This window comes from Lactobacillus johnsonii (genome assembly GCF_014058685.1).
Taxonomy (GTDB): Bacteria; Bacillota; Bacilli; order Lactobacillales; family Lactobacillaceae; genus Lactobacillus.
Map to the genome: position 1 here is coordinate 1,567,928 of NZ_CP059055.1, position 18,321 is coordinate 1,586,248.

Annotated in this window: 14 protein-coding genes; 3 read left to right on the plus strand and 11 right to left on the minus strand. The window is 32.3% G+C overall.

What is annotated here, in order from left to right:
• Positions 1 to 44: 44 nt before the first annotated feature.
• The 4 genes from H0I41_RS07460 to H0I41_RS07475 are packed head-to-tail and all read right to left on the minus strand — an operon-like array spanning position 45 to position 3,803.
• Positions 45 to 503 (minus strand): SprT family protein, encoded by a 459-nt coding sequence (locus H0I41_RS07460; RefSeq protein WP_135014330.1) that lies wholly within the window; start codon positions 501 to 503, stop codon positions 45 to 47.
• A complete protein-coding gene (locus H0I41_RS07465) occupies positions 503 to 1,204 on the minus strand; it encodes a glycosyltransferase family 32 protein (RefSeq protein WP_135014329.1) in 702 nt (233 codons plus the stop codon). Before H0I41_RS07465 ends, H0I41_RS07460 begins: the two co-directional genes overlap by 1 nt.
• Positions 1,201 to 2,643, minus strand: coding sequence for an oligosaccharide flippase family protein (locus tag H0I41_RS07470; protein ID WP_182094526.1), 1,443 nt, complete (start codon positions 2,641 to 2,643; stop codon positions 1,201 to 1,203). The genes H0I41_RS07465 and H0I41_RS07470 overlap by 4 nt, the downstream gene beginning before the upstream one ends.
• Positions 2,644 to 2,654: 11 nt before the next feature.
• On the minus strand, positions 2,655 to 3,803 hold the full coding sequence (locus H0I41_RS07475; RefSeq protein ID WP_011162403.1) for a CDP-glycerol--glycerophosphate glycerophosphotransferase: 1,149 nt from the start codon (positions 3,801 to 3,803) through the stop codon (positions 2,655 to 2,657).
• A gap of 224 nt (positions 3,804 to 4,027) precedes the next feature.
• Between H0I41_RS07475 and H0I41_RS07480 the strand changes: the two genes are divergently transcribed.
• Both H0I41_RS07480 and H0I41_RS07485 read left to right on the plus strand, forming a co-directional pair.
• Positions 4,028 to 4,834, plus strand: a complete 807-nt coding sequence (locus tag H0I41_RS07480; RefSeq protein ID WP_011162404.1) for a helix-turn-helix domain-containing protein — start codon at positions 4,028 to 4,030, stop codon at positions 4,832 to 4,834.
• 101 nt (positions 4,835 to 4,935) lie between these two features.
• Positions 4,936 to 6,504 carry an ATP-binding cassette domain-containing protein gene (locus H0I41_RS07485; RefSeq protein ID WP_011162405.1) on the plus strand — a complete coding sequence of 523 codons (1,569 nt, stop codon included), beginning with the start codon at positions 4,936 to 4,938 and terminating at the stop codon, positions 6,502 to 6,504.
• 88 nt (positions 6,505 to 6,592) lie between these two features.
• Here the strand turns inward: H0I41_RS07485 and H0I41_RS07490 are convergent, their stop codons facing one another.
• From H0I41_RS07490 to H0I41_RS07520, 7 genes are all read right to left on the minus strand, one after another.
• The gene (locus H0I41_RS07490; protein WP_135014328.1) at positions 6,593 to 9,268 is read right to left on the minus strand and encodes a calcium-translocating P-type ATPase, PMCA-type; all 2,676 of its coding nucleotides are present in this window, start codon (positions 9,266 to 9,268) and stop codon (positions 6,593 to 6,595) included.
• 223 nt (positions 9,269 to 9,491) lie between these two features.
• Positions 9,492 to 11,489, minus strand: a complete 1,998-nt coding sequence (locus H0I41_RS07495; RefSeq protein WP_011162407.1) for an AAA family ATPase — start codon at positions 11,487 to 11,489, stop codon at positions 9,492 to 9,494.
• A 24-nt stretch (positions 11,490 to 11,513) separates the two neighbouring features.
• Positions 11,514 to 12,347 (minus strand): NAD(+) synthase, encoded by an 834-nt coding sequence (gene nadE, locus H0I41_RS07500; protein WP_011162408.1) that lies wholly within the window; start codon positions 12,345 to 12,347, stop codon positions 11,514 to 11,516.
• A 1-nt stretch (position 12,348) separates the two neighbouring features.
• A complete protein-coding gene (locus H0I41_RS07505; RefSeq protein ID WP_182094528.1) occupies positions 12,349 to 13,821 on the minus strand; it encodes a nicotinate phosphoribosyltransferase in 1,473 nt (490 codons plus the stop codon).
• Positions 13,822 to 13,930: 109 nt separating this feature from the next.
• Positions 13,931 to 15,925, minus strand: coding sequence for a glycosyltransferase family 2 protein (locus tag H0I41_RS07510; RefSeq protein ID WP_135014327.1), 1,995 nt, complete (start codon positions 15,923 to 15,925; stop codon positions 13,931 to 13,933).
• Complete coding sequence (locus H0I41_RS07515; RefSeq protein ID WP_011162411.1) at positions 15,909 to 17,024, minus strand: glycosyltransferase; 1,116 nt, start codon at positions 17,022 to 17,024, stop codon at positions 15,909 to 15,911. Before H0I41_RS07515 ends, H0I41_RS07510 begins: the two co-directional genes overlap by 17 nt.
• A 4-nt stretch (positions 17,025 to 17,028) precedes the next feature.
• Positions 17,029 to 17,769, minus strand: coding sequence for a WecB/TagA/CpsF family glycosyltransferase (locus H0I41_RS07520; RefSeq protein ID WP_011162412.1), 741 nt, complete (start codon positions 17,767 to 17,769; stop codon positions 17,029 to 17,031).
• Between the two features lie 143 nt (positions 17,770 to 17,912).
• On the opposite strand from H0I41_RS07520, the gene tagD reads away from it, so the two are divergent.
• The gene (gene tagD / locus H0I41_RS07525; RefSeq protein ID WP_004893441.1) at positions 17,913 to 18,299 is read left to right on the plus strand and encodes a glycerol-3-phosphate cytidylyltransferase; all 387 of its coding nucleotides are present in this window, start codon (positions 17,913 to 17,915) and stop codon (positions 18,297 to 18,299) included.
• The last annotated feature ends 22 nt before the right edge of the window (positions 18,300 to 18,321 follow it).

Here is an 18,321-nt window from a genome sequence, read left to right on the forward strand (position 1 = left end):
TATACCAGATAATTTTTCTTTTAGCAAATGAAAATTCAAATTTTTTATTTATTTTTTCTGATTAATGTTAATCTTCCGCCGCATTTGCCACATCTATATTTTTTTGTATTTACTTTACGAACGCGAGGATACTGAAAATGACAATTTTTACATTCATAAATATAATTTCGATTTTGTCGACGTCGTAAACCAATATCAGGCGTATAACGACTACCTCCAACAGCAGCAAGCAAATTCTTAAAATCACGATTACGATGCTGATAACCGCGACCCGCTAAATGTAAGTGATAATGCGTTAACTCATGCTTAATTATTCCAACTAAATCTGCATAATATTTTTTATCTAAAAAATGACCGTTAATATCAATATGATGATCCTTTAAAAAGTATCTTCCGCCCGTCGTTGTCATTCGATTATTAATTTTAACTTCATGTTTAAAGGGAGCATGAAAATACCGTAAAGAAATTTCTTCTACTAATTTTTGTAACTCTGCTTGATTCATTATTTTCGTATTAATTTTTGATATATTCCAGCTTGTTTAGGAGAAGATATCTTTCTCTTTAAATCAGTCACAATTCTTTGCTTCAAAGACTGCTTTCCATCTATCCACGTTCCAGTAAACAAGTGAATGGAATATGAATTCTTACTTGGATTACACAAAAGTCCATCCGAATAAACATGAACTCCATCTTTTAATATTTGTTCCTTATTGCCTATTTTTAGACCATAATTTTCTTTTAAAATATCAGTTACTGAAATACTATTCACACCTGCCATTTGATCATTCTTATCAAAAGTAAAATCTCGATTATTGTAATAATTAAGAATATCCTTCATAAAAGGATGATCCATTTCAGCGCCAAAAATAGCTGCTGACAAGTAATCATTGTTTTCAAAACCAATAAATGCACGATTATTTAAAAGTGGATCTAATTTCTTAAGGACTCTAACGTCTGTATCTAAGTAAATGCCACCTTGCTCATAAATCACACGGGCTCTAATATAGTCAGAAACAAATGCCCACTTTTTGGCCTCATAGGCTTGTTCAATATACTTATTTTCATGTACGTTAAAATTATTTTCATTCCATTCAATAATTTCATAATCTGGCAATTTATTTTTCCAGGTGGCAATGCATTCTTCAATTAAAGATGATTTAGGGTTATTTCCTACCCAAATATAATGGATTTTTTTAGGAATCATTTTTGTCTTTTAATCTTTCTAGAAAAGCGAGTAACAAATTCAATCATATCTTGATTAAAATCTAACTTCATCATAAACATAATTGCCGCATAAATTACTAGCATCAAAATTGACTTAACTGCCATATTTAAAAAACTCGAGGTAATTAAATTTGGCATTAACATACCAGCAATTAAGGTAATTATTCCAATTAAGAAATATTTCGGTACATCACAGAAGGCATCTTTAAAATTATAGTCATCTCTAACAATCCAAAGTCGTAAAATTAACACTACAAATTCTGTAATTAAAATTGCTACTGTAGCACCGCTGGCTCCATATGGTCGATCTAGTATAGCTGCTAAAACTAATTCAATTATGGCCCCAATTACAACTGGAATCGCATATTCTTTATCTCTTCGATTAGCAAGTGCAAATTGATTAGCAAAGACCCCACCCATCGGAATCATAATAATCGTTAGTGCAAAAAAGAACATTAGCGGTGTCATTGGAATAAATTGTTTACCAAAGAAGAAAGGTACGAACTGCTCAGTATTTGCCATGATAATTACTGCAAATAAAGTTCCAAGCATTGTAGTTGCTTCAAGAGACTTCTTTAAAACTACTTTTTGAGTTTCTTTTTCTTCACTAGCCATCTTCGGCATAATCACCAAAGAAATACTTGTAATTACCCCCAATACCATATTTGAAATTCGCTGTGAATTATCATAAAAAGCCACCTGAGTTGAATTGCTGAAGAATCCTAAAATTGGCTTATCAAGAGATGTGTAAATCTGTGTGGCAATCTGAGGAATCATTAAGGTGATAATCGAAATAATGGTGGTCTTATATTTATAGAAATGCCCTACTGGTCTTCCTACATAACGATGAATATCAAGCCAAAATACAAAAGATCCTAGCATGGTTGAAACTGACATAATCAGGAAGTATTTCCAAAGATCTGCAGGCGATTTAATTAAGAGAAAAATCAAAACTACACTGGCTAATTTAACAATCGTATTTTTTAATACAACTCTACCAAAATCAGCCAATCCTTGAAAAAACCAAGAAATATCAACTTGAGCTGAGATCAAATATGGAACCATTAAGATTAAATAGTTCCAATATTGAACATGAAAAATATTCGTAATTAATAAAGTGATTAAAATAGTCACTAAACCTGCAATTGCTTGAAAATACCACAATCCCCAAAAAGCTTCAGTTAATTCTTGAGGGGTACCATAAGCTCTAGTCCGAGATACTGTCCTAATACCAATATAAGAGACTGATAAAGTACAAAATACCATCAAAAATTGCACAGTATTATTTACACTGCCATAAATACCATAAGTCTTAGGCCCTAACACTCTTGATAAGTATGGAACGGTGATCAGCGGTACTAAAACTAGAAAAATTTGATAGACCGCATTATATAAAATATTAAGAAAAGTTCGCTTCACTACTTTTTCCTCTAAAAATTCTTCGTCATGTAATCAAAGATAGGCTCGCAAGAATCAATATCTTCAACTTCATCAATTAATTCACGCCAATAAAAACGCTGATTTTTGTATTGCTTATCATCAGGATGTCTCAAAACTTGCAGAAGTTCTTTTTGTGAGTTAACACAGGGTCCCGGTGTAACATCTTCGTAGGGGCTTAATAATAAACCGCGTACTTTTTCATATTGCTTTAGATAATTAGTAATAAAAATAATTGGTTTATCCAAATACAAGTAATCAAAATAAATTGATGAAAAGTCAGTTATTAAGAAATCAGTATCTCCAAGCAATTCATATAAATCAAGGTTATTTTCAAAAAGATAATCATTATTTAAAAAAGCAACATTTGAAAACTGACTATTAAAGTTATCAAACATTCGCATTTCATAGGGATGAAGTTTCACAATCAAGTATTGGTGATTATCCTTTAAGGCATCATTTAACTCATAAGGGTCAAAGCCTAAAAAAGCAAAGAAATTACCTTGTTTTATCATTTCCATAACACTTGGATCCTCAAGCTCGTAGCGGAAAGTTGGCATATAAATTCCGATTTTAGCTTGCTCATCCTTAGTTTTAAATAAATCCTCTAATAATTTTTCTTTAGAAATTGCTGGTTGATCAATATAATCAATTCGAGGAAAGCCCAGCTTTTGATATTTTTTCCCCTCAATTGCCATACATGCGCTCATTAAAGTTTCGTATAAATCTGAGCTTGATGTTACCATATCAGCATTTTTATGCCAAAGCTTTTGATTTCGTTTATTAGCACGATAGCGTGTATTATGTGCCATAAATCCCATCCGCTTTAGCGGAACACCGTGCCAGAATTGAATATTAATTTGTGCGCGGCGTGCTTTAAAAGGTTGGTGCGTAGTAATCACATACTTGGCTGCACCAATCTTTTTCCACGTTTCCCAAGACAAATGTGACGATGGCCACGGTTCAACTAAGGTTACGTCATAATCCGGATGATTAGCTTTAATGTATTTATAGAATAAATAACCGTTTGAGCCGGATCTACCCGATCCGTTTAGAACAACAATATTTTTTTCTTTAATTGGACGAAAACTCGCTAGCAAGCTCATCCCCCATAAGTACAAGCGAAAAAATAAACTCTTCATTAGATATTCCCCAGTAACGTACACATATATTATGTGTTGATTTTTTTATTTTATTCTTTACTAAGGGTATAAAAAAAGCCTGAGTAAACTCAAGCTTTTTTTGATTATTTGATAAAACTTTACTTTCTTCAACCTATTAATATTTTTTCCTTTTATAGCTATTACTTCTCATTGAAGTTTCATATAATTCATATTAGAGATACTTTTATATAGGAGAGTGCAACATGAATATTGGGGAAGCATTAAAACAATATCGTACCAGTGCAGGCCTAACTCAGAAAGAATTTACTCAAAATATCCTTTCGCCAGCACATTACTCAAAAATAGAACGTAATTTACATGAAATTTCCGCAAATGATCTTCTTAAACTTTTAAACCAAAATAAAATACGATATTCAGATTTTTTCTCCTCTCTTAACCAAAATAGTATAGAAGAACAAGATAAAAAAATTAGTGATCAATTGCTGTCTGCTTACTACGATAGAGATGTTGATAAAGCCAAAGAAATTTATACTCAAATTAGTACATCCGATAATGATTTACTCAAGTTACGAGCTGAATTGATCCTTGATACCTTGCAAGGAGGTCGTCGTAAACTTTCTAACAATAAAGATAAAATTCTGCAAAAGGTCTTTTCAGGCAATCACTGGAATAGTGATTCTAGTAAAATTCTGATATTAGCTAATTTTATTGAGGTTTTTGATCCTCTTGATTTACCTTTTTTCTTAAATCAAATTTATAAAAAATATCAAAACAATCTTGCCCAACAACCTCTTAAAATTCAAGAAAGTGTTGCAACTTTTTGTATTAATTACTTATATTCCGCATCCCAAAATAAACATATTAGTTCAATTGATAAGGCTATTCATTTATTAACTCAATTAACAGAATCTCCTGAACTAGGTATTGAAAAAATTTTAGGTTATTACTATCACTGCTACTTTACTAATCAGAAAGATCAATTAGAAATAATTACTAAACTTTTAAAGCAAAGTAATTTAAGTAAAATAATAGATATTTTACCTCAATAAACTGCATATACGCATTTTGTTAATCAATTATGCAGAAATAATCTCTTCATTACATAAATTCTTTATCATTTGTCTCATCTTAAATGAAAAGAGGATCAACAATGAAGAAATTTATCAACAAAAAATATTTTACCTTAAGTATCTTGCTTGCATGCTTAAGTGGCTTAGAGTTACCCTTCGGAACTTGGTCATATTCAGAGATTTTCGCTCTAATTACCGAAAAAAATATTCCTAATACTATCAAGATGATAACAATTATTACTGCTGCTCAAGTTCTTTTGGTTGTTATCAAATATTTAAATACAAGGATGCTCAATAGAAATATTGCTTGTTTTAATCAAAATGTGCGTGAATATCTAATGAAAAGTAACTTTATTGAAATTAGTGAAAATAATGTGTCAAAACAAATTTCTTTTTTATCAAATGATCTTAATTTAATAGAAGAAAATTATTTTAAGCAGCTTTTTCAATTGATTTCTATGATTGTAACAATTATCGGAACTTTAATAATTGCAATCGGCAATAGTTTTCTATTAACTTTAGTTTTTATTTCATTTGCTATTTTTTCAAGTATTATTCCTAAGTTTTTCAGCAAAAAAACAGCCCAACAATCAAATAATTGGAGTACTTCTACTGGAACTTACATAACATTTATGTCTGATTTTCTAAAAAACATTAGAACAGTTTTAAATTATAATGCCTTAGATACATTTATTAAAAAAGGACAAAAAATTATTACTCAATCTACTGAAAATAAAAGATTACGTGATAATACAATTGCCAAAAGTAATTTTTGGGTTAATATATTCGTTTATTCTTTTAGCTTTTTACCTATTGGAGTAGGAATAATTATGGTCATCAAAGGGATGCTCACTCTAGCCTCATTTGTGGCAGTTCAATATTCCAGTACTTGGATTATTAACAGTTTTTACAGTATTAATAGCTGCCGTAATCAAATGTCTTCGGCAAAACCCATGATAGATAAGCTGAACTCCTTTAAACCAGAAAAATTTAATACAGATGTTTCTAATTCTAACCTAGATACACTAATACTTAACAATATTAGTTTTGGATATAAGGCAGAAGAATTAGTTTTAGACAAAGTCAATTTAGAAATTAAAAAAGGCGATAAGCTATTACTTACCGGTAAATCTGGTCAGGGAAAGTCTACTCTCCTTAATCTTTTAACTGGTCGACTAAAACCTACTAACGGAAATATTCTTATCAATGGATTATCTAATAAAAGTTTTACATTTAGTGAGGTACAACAGACTTCTCAAATATTTAATGATACTTTGCTTTTCAACCTAACTTTAGGTAAAAAGTTTAGTGATTCCAAAATTGCAGAAGCTATCAAAAAGGCCGGATTATTGCCATATGTTAAGCGGTATGGATTAAATGCAATTATAGAAGAAAATGGGAAGAACTTATCTGGTGGTGAAAAGAAAAGAATAGAGTTAGCACGAGCTTTTTTATATGAAAGAGATTTTTTAATCGTTGATGAAGGAACAGCTTCGCTTGATCCCACTACAGCCAATCAGATACATGAAATGTTTTTGAATTCTCCACTAACTGTGGTTGAAATTGATCATCACATTCCACCCAAAATCATGCACCTCTTTAATCACCATTATGAATTACACAACCAACAATTAGAACGTATATTTTAATTTGTAAAAAAGACAACTAGTTAACATTTTAGCTAGTTGTCTTTTTACACATATATTTTACTATTTAAATTCTAGAAAATAATATTCATCACTTTCTAGCAGCTTTTCTTTCAAAGAATTTAACAATTTCGACAATAATTATCATCAAAAATCCAGCAACAATAACTACAAGCCATTGCATCCCATCTAACTCAGTTACATCAAAAATCTTAGTTAAAAATGGAATTTCTACTGCCGCCATAACTAAGGCAGAAATAAGAATTGCTCCATTAAACCACTTATTCTCAAATGTTTGTGCTCTAAAGATTGATTTATGAATAAATTTAGAGTTAAAGGCATGGAATAATTGGATTAATCCTAAGGTAAGGAAGGCCATCGTTAAGGCATCTGCGTGTTGCATAGCTGCACTTCCAACATGTGGACCAACATGTAAACCAAGTTGATATGCACCTAAGACCAAAATACCCTCTAAGATACCTTGATAAATAATCGAGCTTGCAACGCCTCCACTGAAGAAGTTTGACTTTCTACCACGTGGCTTATTCTTCATAATACCTGGCTCAACAGGTTCAACACCTAAAGCGATAGCTGGCAAAGTATCAGTAACTAAGTTAATCCACAACAATTGCACTGGCATTAAGATATCCCAACCAAGCATTGTCATCATAAAGACAGTTAAAACTTCACCAACGTTACAACTCATCAGATAAAGAATTGCCTTTTGGATATTAGCAAATACCTTACGTCCTTGTTTAATAGCTTCAACAATTGTCGCAAAGTTATCATCTGCCAAAACCATATCAGCTGCACCTTTTGAAACTTCAGTACCAGTAATTCCCATACCAATACCGATATCAGCTTCTTTTAGACTAGGTGCATCGTTAACACCATCCCCAGTCATAGCAACAATCTTATTATTTGCTTGCCAGGCTTTAACAATTCTAACCTTGTTTTCTGGTGAAACACGAGCATAGACACTGTAGTCTTGAACATGCTCATTGAAGTACTCGTCAGAAAGTTTATCAAGTTCTGCACCAGTAATTACAGCCTTATTTTTATCTGGACTTTCTTCTAAAATGCCTAAACGAGATGCAATTGCAGCAGCTGTAATTTGATGGTCACCAGTAATCATTACTGTTCTAATACCGGCACTTTTTGCTTCGGCAACAGCAGATTTTGCTTCTGGTCTTTCTGGGTCAATCATTCCTACTAAACCAGCAAAGATTAGATCTTGCTCAACATTATTAGTCGTTGGATCATCATAAGCTTTATCTACAATCTTGTAAGCCAGTCCTAATACACGTAAAGCTTGTTCAGCCATCCCTTTATTTGATGCAAGAATTGTTTCTTTTTCATTATCTGAAATTGGCGTTACTTGACCATCTTTTTCAATTTTTGTTACTCGCTTTAATAATTCATCTGGCGCTCCCTTTACAGCCACAAAGAACTTATCGCCATAATGGTTAACCGTAGACATTAATTTTCTTTCTGAATCAAATGGAACTTCTTGAACGCGGCTGTCTTTCTTAAGAAGATCTTCAACTTTAATATTTTGATCAAAAGCATATTGAATCAAGGCTGTTTCAGTTGGGTCCCCTAAAAGCCGACCACCATCTTCAATCTTTGTGTCATTAGCTAATATCATCGACATCATAGCCGGATTATCACTATTAATTGGTGCTTCATCATTATGAAGTTCGCCGTTATAGTAAATTTTTTCAACAGTCATTTGGTTCTGTGTCAAAGTACCAGTCTTATCAGAACAAATAATATCGGTAGCTCCTAAGGTCTCAACAGCTGGCAATTTTCTAACGATTGCCTTATGCTTAGCCATTGTTTGTGTTCCTAAAGCCAAAATAATAGTTACAATAGCTGGTAATCCTTCTGGGATTGCAGCTACAGCTAAAGAAACAGCCACTAGAAACATATCGATAATTAATTTATTAGTCGGCTCGCTTCCCTGTTTGGTAAACATTCCGACGATAAAGACAATCACACAAATTGCCAAAATCATAATCGTTAAAGTCTTACCAAGCTGATTCAAGTTTTCCTTTAATGGAGTAGCTGTTTCATCTGCATTATTAAGCATTGTAGCAATCTTACCAACTTCGGTATTCATACCAGTGCCAACAACAATACCTTCTGCTCGTCCGTAAGTTACATTAGTATTTGCGTAAGCCATGTTAACACGGTCACCTAGTGCTACATCATCAGCTTTTAACACGTCACTATCCTTTTCAACAGGTACTGACTCACCTGTCAAAGCTGACTCTTCAACTTTTAAACTTGCAGTCTTAGCTAGCCGCATATCAGCTGGAACAACGTCCCCTGCTTCAAGCAAGACAATATCACCAGGCACAATATCTGTACTTGGAATTTCTAAAATTGCACCTCCACGTCTTACATGGGCATTTGGTGTTGACATCTCCTTTAAAGCATCAATCGCAGCTTCTGATCTAGCTTCCTGAATTACTCCTAAAATTGCATTCAGCAAAACAACAATCATAATAATTGCAGCATCAGTCCATTCATTAGCAACTACACCAGATAAAATGGCAGCCACAATTAAGACAATAATCATAAAGTCCTTAAATTGATCGATAAAGCGCATAAACATACTACGCTTTTTCTTTGATGCTAAAGAATTGGGCCCATCTGAAGCTAATCTCTTCTTAGCCTCATTATCAGACAACCCATTGTCTAACGATGTGTTCAGCTCTTTCTCAATTTGAGAAATCTCTTGAGCATAGTATTTCTCTTTCACCGTAAAACATCCTCCCATAAACAAAAAAGACCTATGACCAGTTATCAGTCATAAGTCTCACTAATTAAGATAAGTCCAGAGATATCCATCTCGGTTGTTGAACTTATCGCAATAACTTGCCGTTACTCTCTTATGCATCTATAGTATATTAAACTATCTAGTCCGATACAAGTTTAGTTCTTTTTACATAAATCATCAAAAATAGTAGTTAAAATTTATAAAATTAAAGTCTAACAGCATCTAAATCGGCATCAGTAATATTTATCAAGTCTTCCTCTGAATAACTATCAGTCAGGGCTACGCGTACTGCTTGTTTCTTTATAATCTTATCATTTAAATTTCTGACCCAACGCCCATTACTGTTATCGTTATCCTTACTTAAATTATTCTTCAATAAGTCTGCATAACTTGAAGGATTTACATGATATTGTTGTTTCTTTAGAGAAAACAATCCAATTTGAACCATTTCATCAACTGTATAATCTTCAAAATCAAATTTATTCGGAATACGACTACGTAATCCTGGGTTTGTTTCTAAAAACTTCTCCATATCGTTAGTATAACCAGCAAAGATAATCATAATATTAGAGCGATGATCTTCCATAAACTTTAATATTTCATCAATTGCTTCTTTACCGAAATCATTCTGACCACCACTAGCTAAGGTATATGCTTCATCAACAAACAAGATCCCACCTAAAGCTGATTCAAGAACTTTTCTAGTTTTTTCAGCTGTTTGACCAACATATCCTGCTACTAAATCAGCTCGAGATGTCTCAATTAATTTATCTTCAGCTATTACGCCTTTTTCATATAGAACATGGCCAACAATACGAGCAACTGTTGTTTTTCCAGTTCCTGGATTTCCTAAAAACAATGAGTGCAACGTTTGAGAACTAGTATTTAAACCTTTCTCTTCACGTTTTTTATTTAAAACAGTGACTGCAATAAATTCTTTAACTTGTTGCTTTACCGTTTCTAGACCGATCATTTCATCAAGCTGCTGCATACCTGATTTTTGAGGACCTTTTTGTAGATCCTTTTGGTCTTTTTCTGCTTTATTTGCCTGCTTAGAGTTAGATTCTTTTTTCTGGGTAGTAAAGTACTCAATATCGTTTTGTAAATTATCTTTTACTATTGTGTATTGATTATTTTCATCCAAATCATACTCATCATTAGTAGAATCAAATTTCAATACATAAACTTCAGGGACATTAAAAGTTACATTATCTTCAATTTTAATATTAGGTGAACTTTCAAAAGCTAGACCAATCCAGTCTAGCTTTATATTACTTTCACCTTTAGCAAAAATGTTAATTTTCCCATTATCTCTACCATCAAGTAAAAGAGTTTCTCCAGTTAAAGCACTATGATCTTCTATAATAATTGACTCAACAATTCTACTTGTATTTCCTACATCTATCTTACTTTGATTATAGAGATATAAAGAATCAATTATTGAATTTTCTACTTTTGCCTGAGCAGCTTTTTGTAAATAAAGGGCCCCAGAATAATTAGGTTCTTTAATAATTGAAGAGGTAATATTGAGAATAGATTCACTACTAAAAATGCAAGGATAATCTTTTTCTTTTACTCCACCCGTTACAGTTACATTCTGTAATGTAGCAACAGTATTCGAATATAAACTAAGGACATTACTTTCACCATAGCTAAGCGTAGTATTCTGAAGAGTTAAATTTGCTTCAGTAGCAGTAATTTTACAATTAAGAGTACTATTCTTTATCTCTACATTCCCTTTTTCAACATAAATTCTATGTGCACCGTCACCAAGTTTATCCTTTTTAACGTACAAATCATCAAATTGAGCAGTAGCACCATCATCTACATAAATAATTGGATAATTTTGACCAGTCGTAGCGTCATTAACGACCGAAACATGTGTCGCAATTAATTGACTGTTATTTGTTACTTGAAGACAATTATTCTTATCTTGATAGTGTCTCAGAGTCAGATTATTTAATTTTACCTGGGCGCCATTTTTAATGATAAAGCCGCCTAAAATAAAAGTATTATCTTCACCAGAAATATTTAGACTCTTGTTAATTACATAATTTTGATCCTCAAGTGGAAACTGATAATCTCTTTTAATCAGAATATTGTCCCCATCTGAAGCTTGATTTAATGCATCTTCAAATTCCCAGGTAGTACGCTGCTTTTTGAAAAAACCTCGATCATCTGGTCCAACTACAAAAAACGTCATATTTCCTCCAAGAAAAATACTTAACTAATTTTGCTTATAGAAATCATCAAAAATAGTTACTGGCAAATGACGCTTATGTTCACTCTTTTTCCACAACTTTTCAATCTGTTCAGCTGCTTCTTCACTCACATCTTTACCTTCTAAGTAATCGTCAACATCTTTGTAAGTTACTCCTAATGCTACTTCATCAGGTAAGTCTGGACGATCTTCTTCTAAATCAGCAGTTGGTGCCTTTTCATATAAGTGCTTAGGACATCCAAGTTCCTTAAGCATTGCCTTGCCTTGACGCTTATCTAGTCTAAATAATGGGGTAATATCAGCAGCACCGTCACCATATTTAGTGTAAAAACCAGAGAAGTTTTCTGCCGCATGATCAGTACCTACAACAGCTCCATTATTGGCACCAGCAATTGCATATTGAACTACCATTCTTTGACGAGCTTTGATATTTCCTTTATTAAAGTCAGTAATTTTTTGACCAGTTGCTTCAACTACTTTTACCATTGCATCAACTGGTTCTTTAATATTAACAATTAGATCTTGATCAGGCTTTTGAAAAGCAATTGCATCGGCGGCATCACTTGCATCTGCTTGAACGCCATAAGGTAGACGAACAGCAATAAACTGGTAAGACTTATTCCCAGTTTCTTCACGCATTTCTTCAATTGCCATTTGGCAGAGTTTACCAGTTAAAGTTGAATCTTGACCACCAGAGATCCCTAAAACATAAGTCTTCAAAAAAGGATTTTCCTTCAAATAATCTTTTAAAAAGTCAATAGACTTTCTAATTTCTTTTTTAGGGTCAATTTCTGGTAACACATGTTCATACGCAACAATTTTTTCTTGTAATGGACGCATCTTAATATCCTCTTTTCACAATTCGACTACGAATATCATTAATTAAGCTCATCTTGTTATCATATAGCTTTTGGGATAAGTCCACTGGATAATCTTGTGGATTCAAACTACGTTTATATTCGTCCCATAATCCGTCTAAGTTATTAGCTGCGAATTCTTTTGTTTCTTTAAGAGTAGGTTCTTTATAAACAAGTTTTCCTTCATGGAAAATTTCTTGTAGTAAAGGACGAGCAGTATAATCAGTAACGACCTTATTAATGTAAGTGTATTGCGGATGGAACATAAAAAGCGCATCAAATTTTCTTGGATCTTCATCATAGCGTGATACCCAATCACCCTCATTTTTCTTCTCAGAGTTTGCTTGAATCCGCCATACCTGCTTTTTACCTGGAGTAGATACTTTTTCAGCATTTGAAGAAATTTTCAAAGTATCGCGCATCTTGCCTTCTTTATCTTCAATTGCTACTAACTTATATACCCCACCTAGAGCAGGTTGATCAAAGGCTATAATTAATTTAGTACCGATTCCCCAAACATCAATTTTTGCACCTTGCATCTTAAGGTTTTGAATAGTCTTTTCATCTAAATCATTTGAAGCATAAATTTTTGCATCCGGGAAACCAGCATCATCTAATTGCTTACGCACTTTCTTAGAGATATAAGCCATATCGCCTGAGTCAATTCGAACCCCTTGGAAATTAATCTTGTCGCCCATTTCTTTAGCAACTTTAATAGCAGTTGGCACACCACTTCTTAAAGTGTCATAGGTATCAACTAAGAATACACAGTCCTTATGAGTCTCAGCATATGCTTTAAAAGCATCATATTCATTATTAAATGCTTCAACCAAAGAGTGAGCATGAGTACCAGCGACAGGAATATCGAATAATTTTCCTGCTCTAACATTACTAGTAGCGTCAAAGCCACCAATGTATGCTGCCCGTGTTCCCCAAATAGCTGCATCGGTTTCTTGTGCACGACGTGAGCCAAATTCCATTAAACCATCATTACCAACAGCGACCTTAATTCTAGCCGCCTTAGTAGCAATCAAAGTTTGGAAATTAATAATGTTTAAAATTGCAGTTTCAACTAATTGTGCTTGAGCTAACGGTCCTTCAACCTGCATAATCGGTTCATTGGCAAAAACTAATTCACCTTCTCGAGCACTTCGAATGGTTAACTTCAATTCTAAATTACGTAAATAATCGATAAAGTCATCATCGTAGTCACAAGTTTCCTTGAGATACTCTAAATCACTTTCATTAAAACGAAGATTATTTAGGTATTGAATAACATGACTTAAACCAGCATTAACTGCGTAGCCATTGCCAAAAGGTTCTTTTCTAAAGAACACTTCAAATACAGAATTTCTTTCACTTATTCCCTTTTTAAAATAGGTATACATCATATTAATTTCATACAAATCAGTATGTAAAATTAATGAATCATCTTGATCAACTTGTGGGTAAAACATTTTGTCCCCTCATCACTAAAATAAATAATTTTTTTCTTGTATTTTATTATAATCAAACAAGAGCAGATATCAAAAAGAGACATCAAATTTGATGCCTCTTTTTGATATTTTAATTACTTATTATTCTTACATAATCCCTAATTGTAAAAAAATCTAGGATCTGTTCTAACTTTTTCTGATCATCTTTTTTAATTTTGTAAATAGTAGTTCCTTGACTAATTATTTTCATTAAATCGTAATAAAACTGATCTAACATATTTTTTGACAACTTATTACTAAACTCATCAATTTCTGTTCCCCAATATATTTTTGTACCTTTGGGAATAACAATTTTTGCAGTTTTTTGAGGGTCAAAATTATTTCTAAAATCAACAATTGTTTTCAAATATACATTATCCAATTCAGAATCTTTAATATTTTTAACAACTAGAGGCGTGATTTCCTTTAAAGAAGTTTGGCCTTGTTTAAAAATTGATGGATATAAAGAAGCAATATGAAGCCGATTAATTAAATTGTATAAAGTCGCTTGTGTGGAATAGGCCGGCACATTTATCCGGCTTACAATATGATGCAAAGTCCTCAAATTTGTAGATAATTCAAATAAAGTTTTAGAATTATTTTGTTTTAGAGAATTATCACCTAAATTTACTTTTTTGGAAACCCGATATTTTAATCCAACAAAATTACCATTTACTACTCTTAATCCTAAATTATTTTCTGCATTATACCAAACGGGCATCCCATTAATTAAATAATTTTCATATACGCTGGTCTCAAATGTCTCTCTTCGCCAAAAAGCATAATTAGTATAAATATTTTTTCCAAGTCCCAGGGCGGTTTTTATTAGACTAACTTCGTTTCGATAATAAGGTCTAACTAAATGAAATTTACCATCTTTTAAGCGCTGATACATAGCTCTAATTCCAACAAACATTCCGTCACATTTTTCACCAAGAATCGTGCTAACAGCACGGTAAAAAACATTTTGATTGAATAGAATTTTATCGGCATCTAAAACAAAAATTATTTCTCCACTCGCATACTTCAGTCCGTGTCTAATAGCCTTAAAATAATTATGATGAGTTTGCTTAGTATATTTAAGAGGTAGTTTTGTATTTCCTAAGTATCGTCTTAAAATTTCTTCTGTTTCGTCCTGTGATCCATCATTAATTAAAATAATCTCCCAATTTTGATAGGTTTGATTTTTTATTGATTCTAGGGCTTCAACAATCGTCTTTGCGCTGTTATAAGCCGGGATGAGGACAGAAATTTTTACTTGTTTCTTCCCTAAACTAATATTTCCAAAGATATTAACAATAGATAAAGACAAAATAAAGATTAAAACTAAATAACTCGTATTAAGCACATTTGACTCAGCAACAAGCATACTTATTTCGTTAATAATTAAAAATATTATTATCCCGACAATTAGATGACTAGTAGGCCTTAAATGACCCTTAACTTTCAAATAAAATATTGATCCAATTATTTCTATTAATAAGATGATTGAACCAATACTCCAAGAAAGATTTTTTAAAACAAAATCAGGCAATTCAGGTACATACCAAACTAGAGAAATAAGTAGAACAATCAAGTAAACACACAATAAAAAAGGACGTAATTGTTCACTAAAAGTAACCACAACTCTAATCAGATAAAAGACAAAAGTCAAAACTGAAATAATTAAAATTAGCAAAGTACCTGCTTTGATTGATAATTGAGCTAAAATATTTAAATTAAGTAATAGTAATACTAAGTTCTTTGCATTAAAGTGTCGATCTAAAAAATATAAAATCCCCATGTAAGAGATAATTGTCAATTGATATAAAGCACCAATTTCTGATAAAGGGAAGATATCAAGATTATTTAGAACCACTGCTAACGCTAAAAAAACTGAAAGAAGACTCAAAGTTTTTTCTAAAAACCATTGATCTAAATCTTCAAGAGGAACTGATAAAGCTAATAAGAGCAATATTAATCCATAAGCAGCACTAACAATGAAAAAGCCATTATCACCCTTCCAAATATTGCTACTAAATTCAAAAATTAAAGGGAGAATTCCAATTAAAATTGCTAAAATCTTGCTTTTATGATAATTTTCCACTATTTTCACCTAAAACAAGTTTGTAATAATTTTCGATTGCTACTAATTGGTTTTTCATTGAAAAAGCGTGCATCAGATATGTCTTTTCTTTTTCAGCCATAGCCATGAGATCTGTCTTGCTCCTAGCCGTAGCTTGTCTTATTTTTTCACTAATGCTGTCTATATCTCCAATTTTAGCAACAAAACCATACTCTTCATTAGGAATCATCTTCTCAATATCACCAACATCAGTTGACAAAATTGGTACTAAATTATCACTAGCCTCTAATAAGACAAGGGGGAAACTTTCTGAATAAGATGTTAAAACTGCCAAATCCATCTTTTGATATAACTTTCTAGTCTCTTGATGAGTCAAAAAACCATGAAAAGTTACTTGCGAACTAATTCCTAAGTCTCGTGCTAATGCTCTTAAATTATTTAATTCACTGCCATCGCCTACAATATGCAAGCGAATATTTTGATCATTGAGATTTTTTATTGCCTTTAAAAGCAAATCTTGTCCCTTAACTTTTTCAGCTCGACCAACATTAATAATATTGAAATAGGGATGAGCATATTTTTTAGGAACATCCTTATTTTGATGGAAAAAAATCCCATTATAAATTACGCAAATTTTTGTTTTCGGAATACCTACTTTTTCAACTAGAAGGTTAGAAAAGTTCTGGGTAATTGCAAAGATACCATCTGCTTTTTTTAAAGCCATGATATTTAATTTAGTAAAAATATTTCCAATCATTCCTCGACCTTCAAAATCCTTTAAAGGATCAGAATGAACGGTAATAATCCACTTTGCTTTGATTTGCTTTTTAATCATTGAGACAAACAGATTAGCTCTTGCTCCATGAGTATGGACTATATCAAAATTCCCCTCATTGATAAACCTCGTAAGACGCTTTAAAACACTTAGGTCATAACGGCTTTGTGCTCCTAAAATGGTTGTTTTAATTTTTGCTTTTTTAGCAGCTTTTGCTACAGGTCCATCTGCTAAAGTTAAAAGCTCAAAATCCACATTTTGTCTTTTTGCTTCTGTCAACAAATTAACAATATGAGACCGTCCCCCACCTTTTTCTAAACCAGCATTAATATGTAAAACTTTCATTTAATTAATTCTTTCCCTTATTTTCTTTCTTTGATTTTTCAACTTCAACTACAAATTCTGGCAATGCGAGCATGCGCTTAAAACGAGTTGGATTAGTAATTAAGCGATAGAACCATTCAAGATGCGTTTTTTGAAATACTTCTGGAGCACGTTTGACTACGCCAGAAAAAACATCAAAACTTCCGCCCACTCCCATCATAATTGCAGGCACTTTTGCCTGACGTAGGATGGAGATCAGCTCTTCTTGTCTTGGAAAACCAATTGCTGCAAAAACCATATCAGGACTTGATTCTTCAATTCTTTTAGCTACCGTCTTTAGATCATCCTTAAAATAGCCATCTTCTGCTCCGACTAATTCAATTCCTGGATACTCACGAGCAATCTTTTCTTTGGTAATTCGCATTACTTCAGGCTTTGCACCAATTAAATATACTCGCAATTTTCTTAAGTTTCCTACCTGTAGCAGCCAAGTAAATAGATCATACCCTGTTACTCGTTCTTTAAGCGGTTTTTTTAATATTTTTCCACCTAAGACAATTCCAATTCCATCAGGTGTAATCAAATCCGCATTCTTAGTAATAAGGTTCATAAATTTTGGATCTTTATTAGCTGCCATTACAATTTCGGGATTAGCTGTTACTACCATGGTTGATAACATATTATTTAACCTACTAATCAATCTATCTTTAAATTCTTCTAAAGAATAGTTATCAAATTCAATTCCTAAAATATTAACTTTACTCATTCTCTACTTTTTAACCATTTCTATGTGAAATAATATCTTTACTTATTATTTTAACAAAAAAGCTGTAGGAACTTTTTCAATATAAAAGTTTCACTTTTTTATACTTCTGCTAGAATAGTAACTATTATAAGGGAGTATTTATTATGAAAAAAATTATTACCTACGGAACCTTTGATCTACTGCATTATGGTCACATTCGTCTTCTAAAAAGAGCTCGCGCCTTAGGCGATTATTTAATCGTAGGTCTGTCAACAGACGAATTTAATGAATTTAGCAAACACAAGCAAGCCTATAATAGCTATGCTGAAAGAAAATATATTCTAGAAGCAATTAGATATGTAGATAAAGTTATTCCAGAAGAAAACTGGGATCAAAAAATTAATGATGTACAAAAATATGATATTGATACTTTCGTAATGGGTAATGACTGGGAAGGAAAATTCGATTTTCTAAAACCTTATTGTAAAGTTGAATACCTTGAAAGAACTCCTGGAATTTCTACGACACAAATCAAAAAAGACTTGAAATAAAAAATGCATAATGTAGTTCATA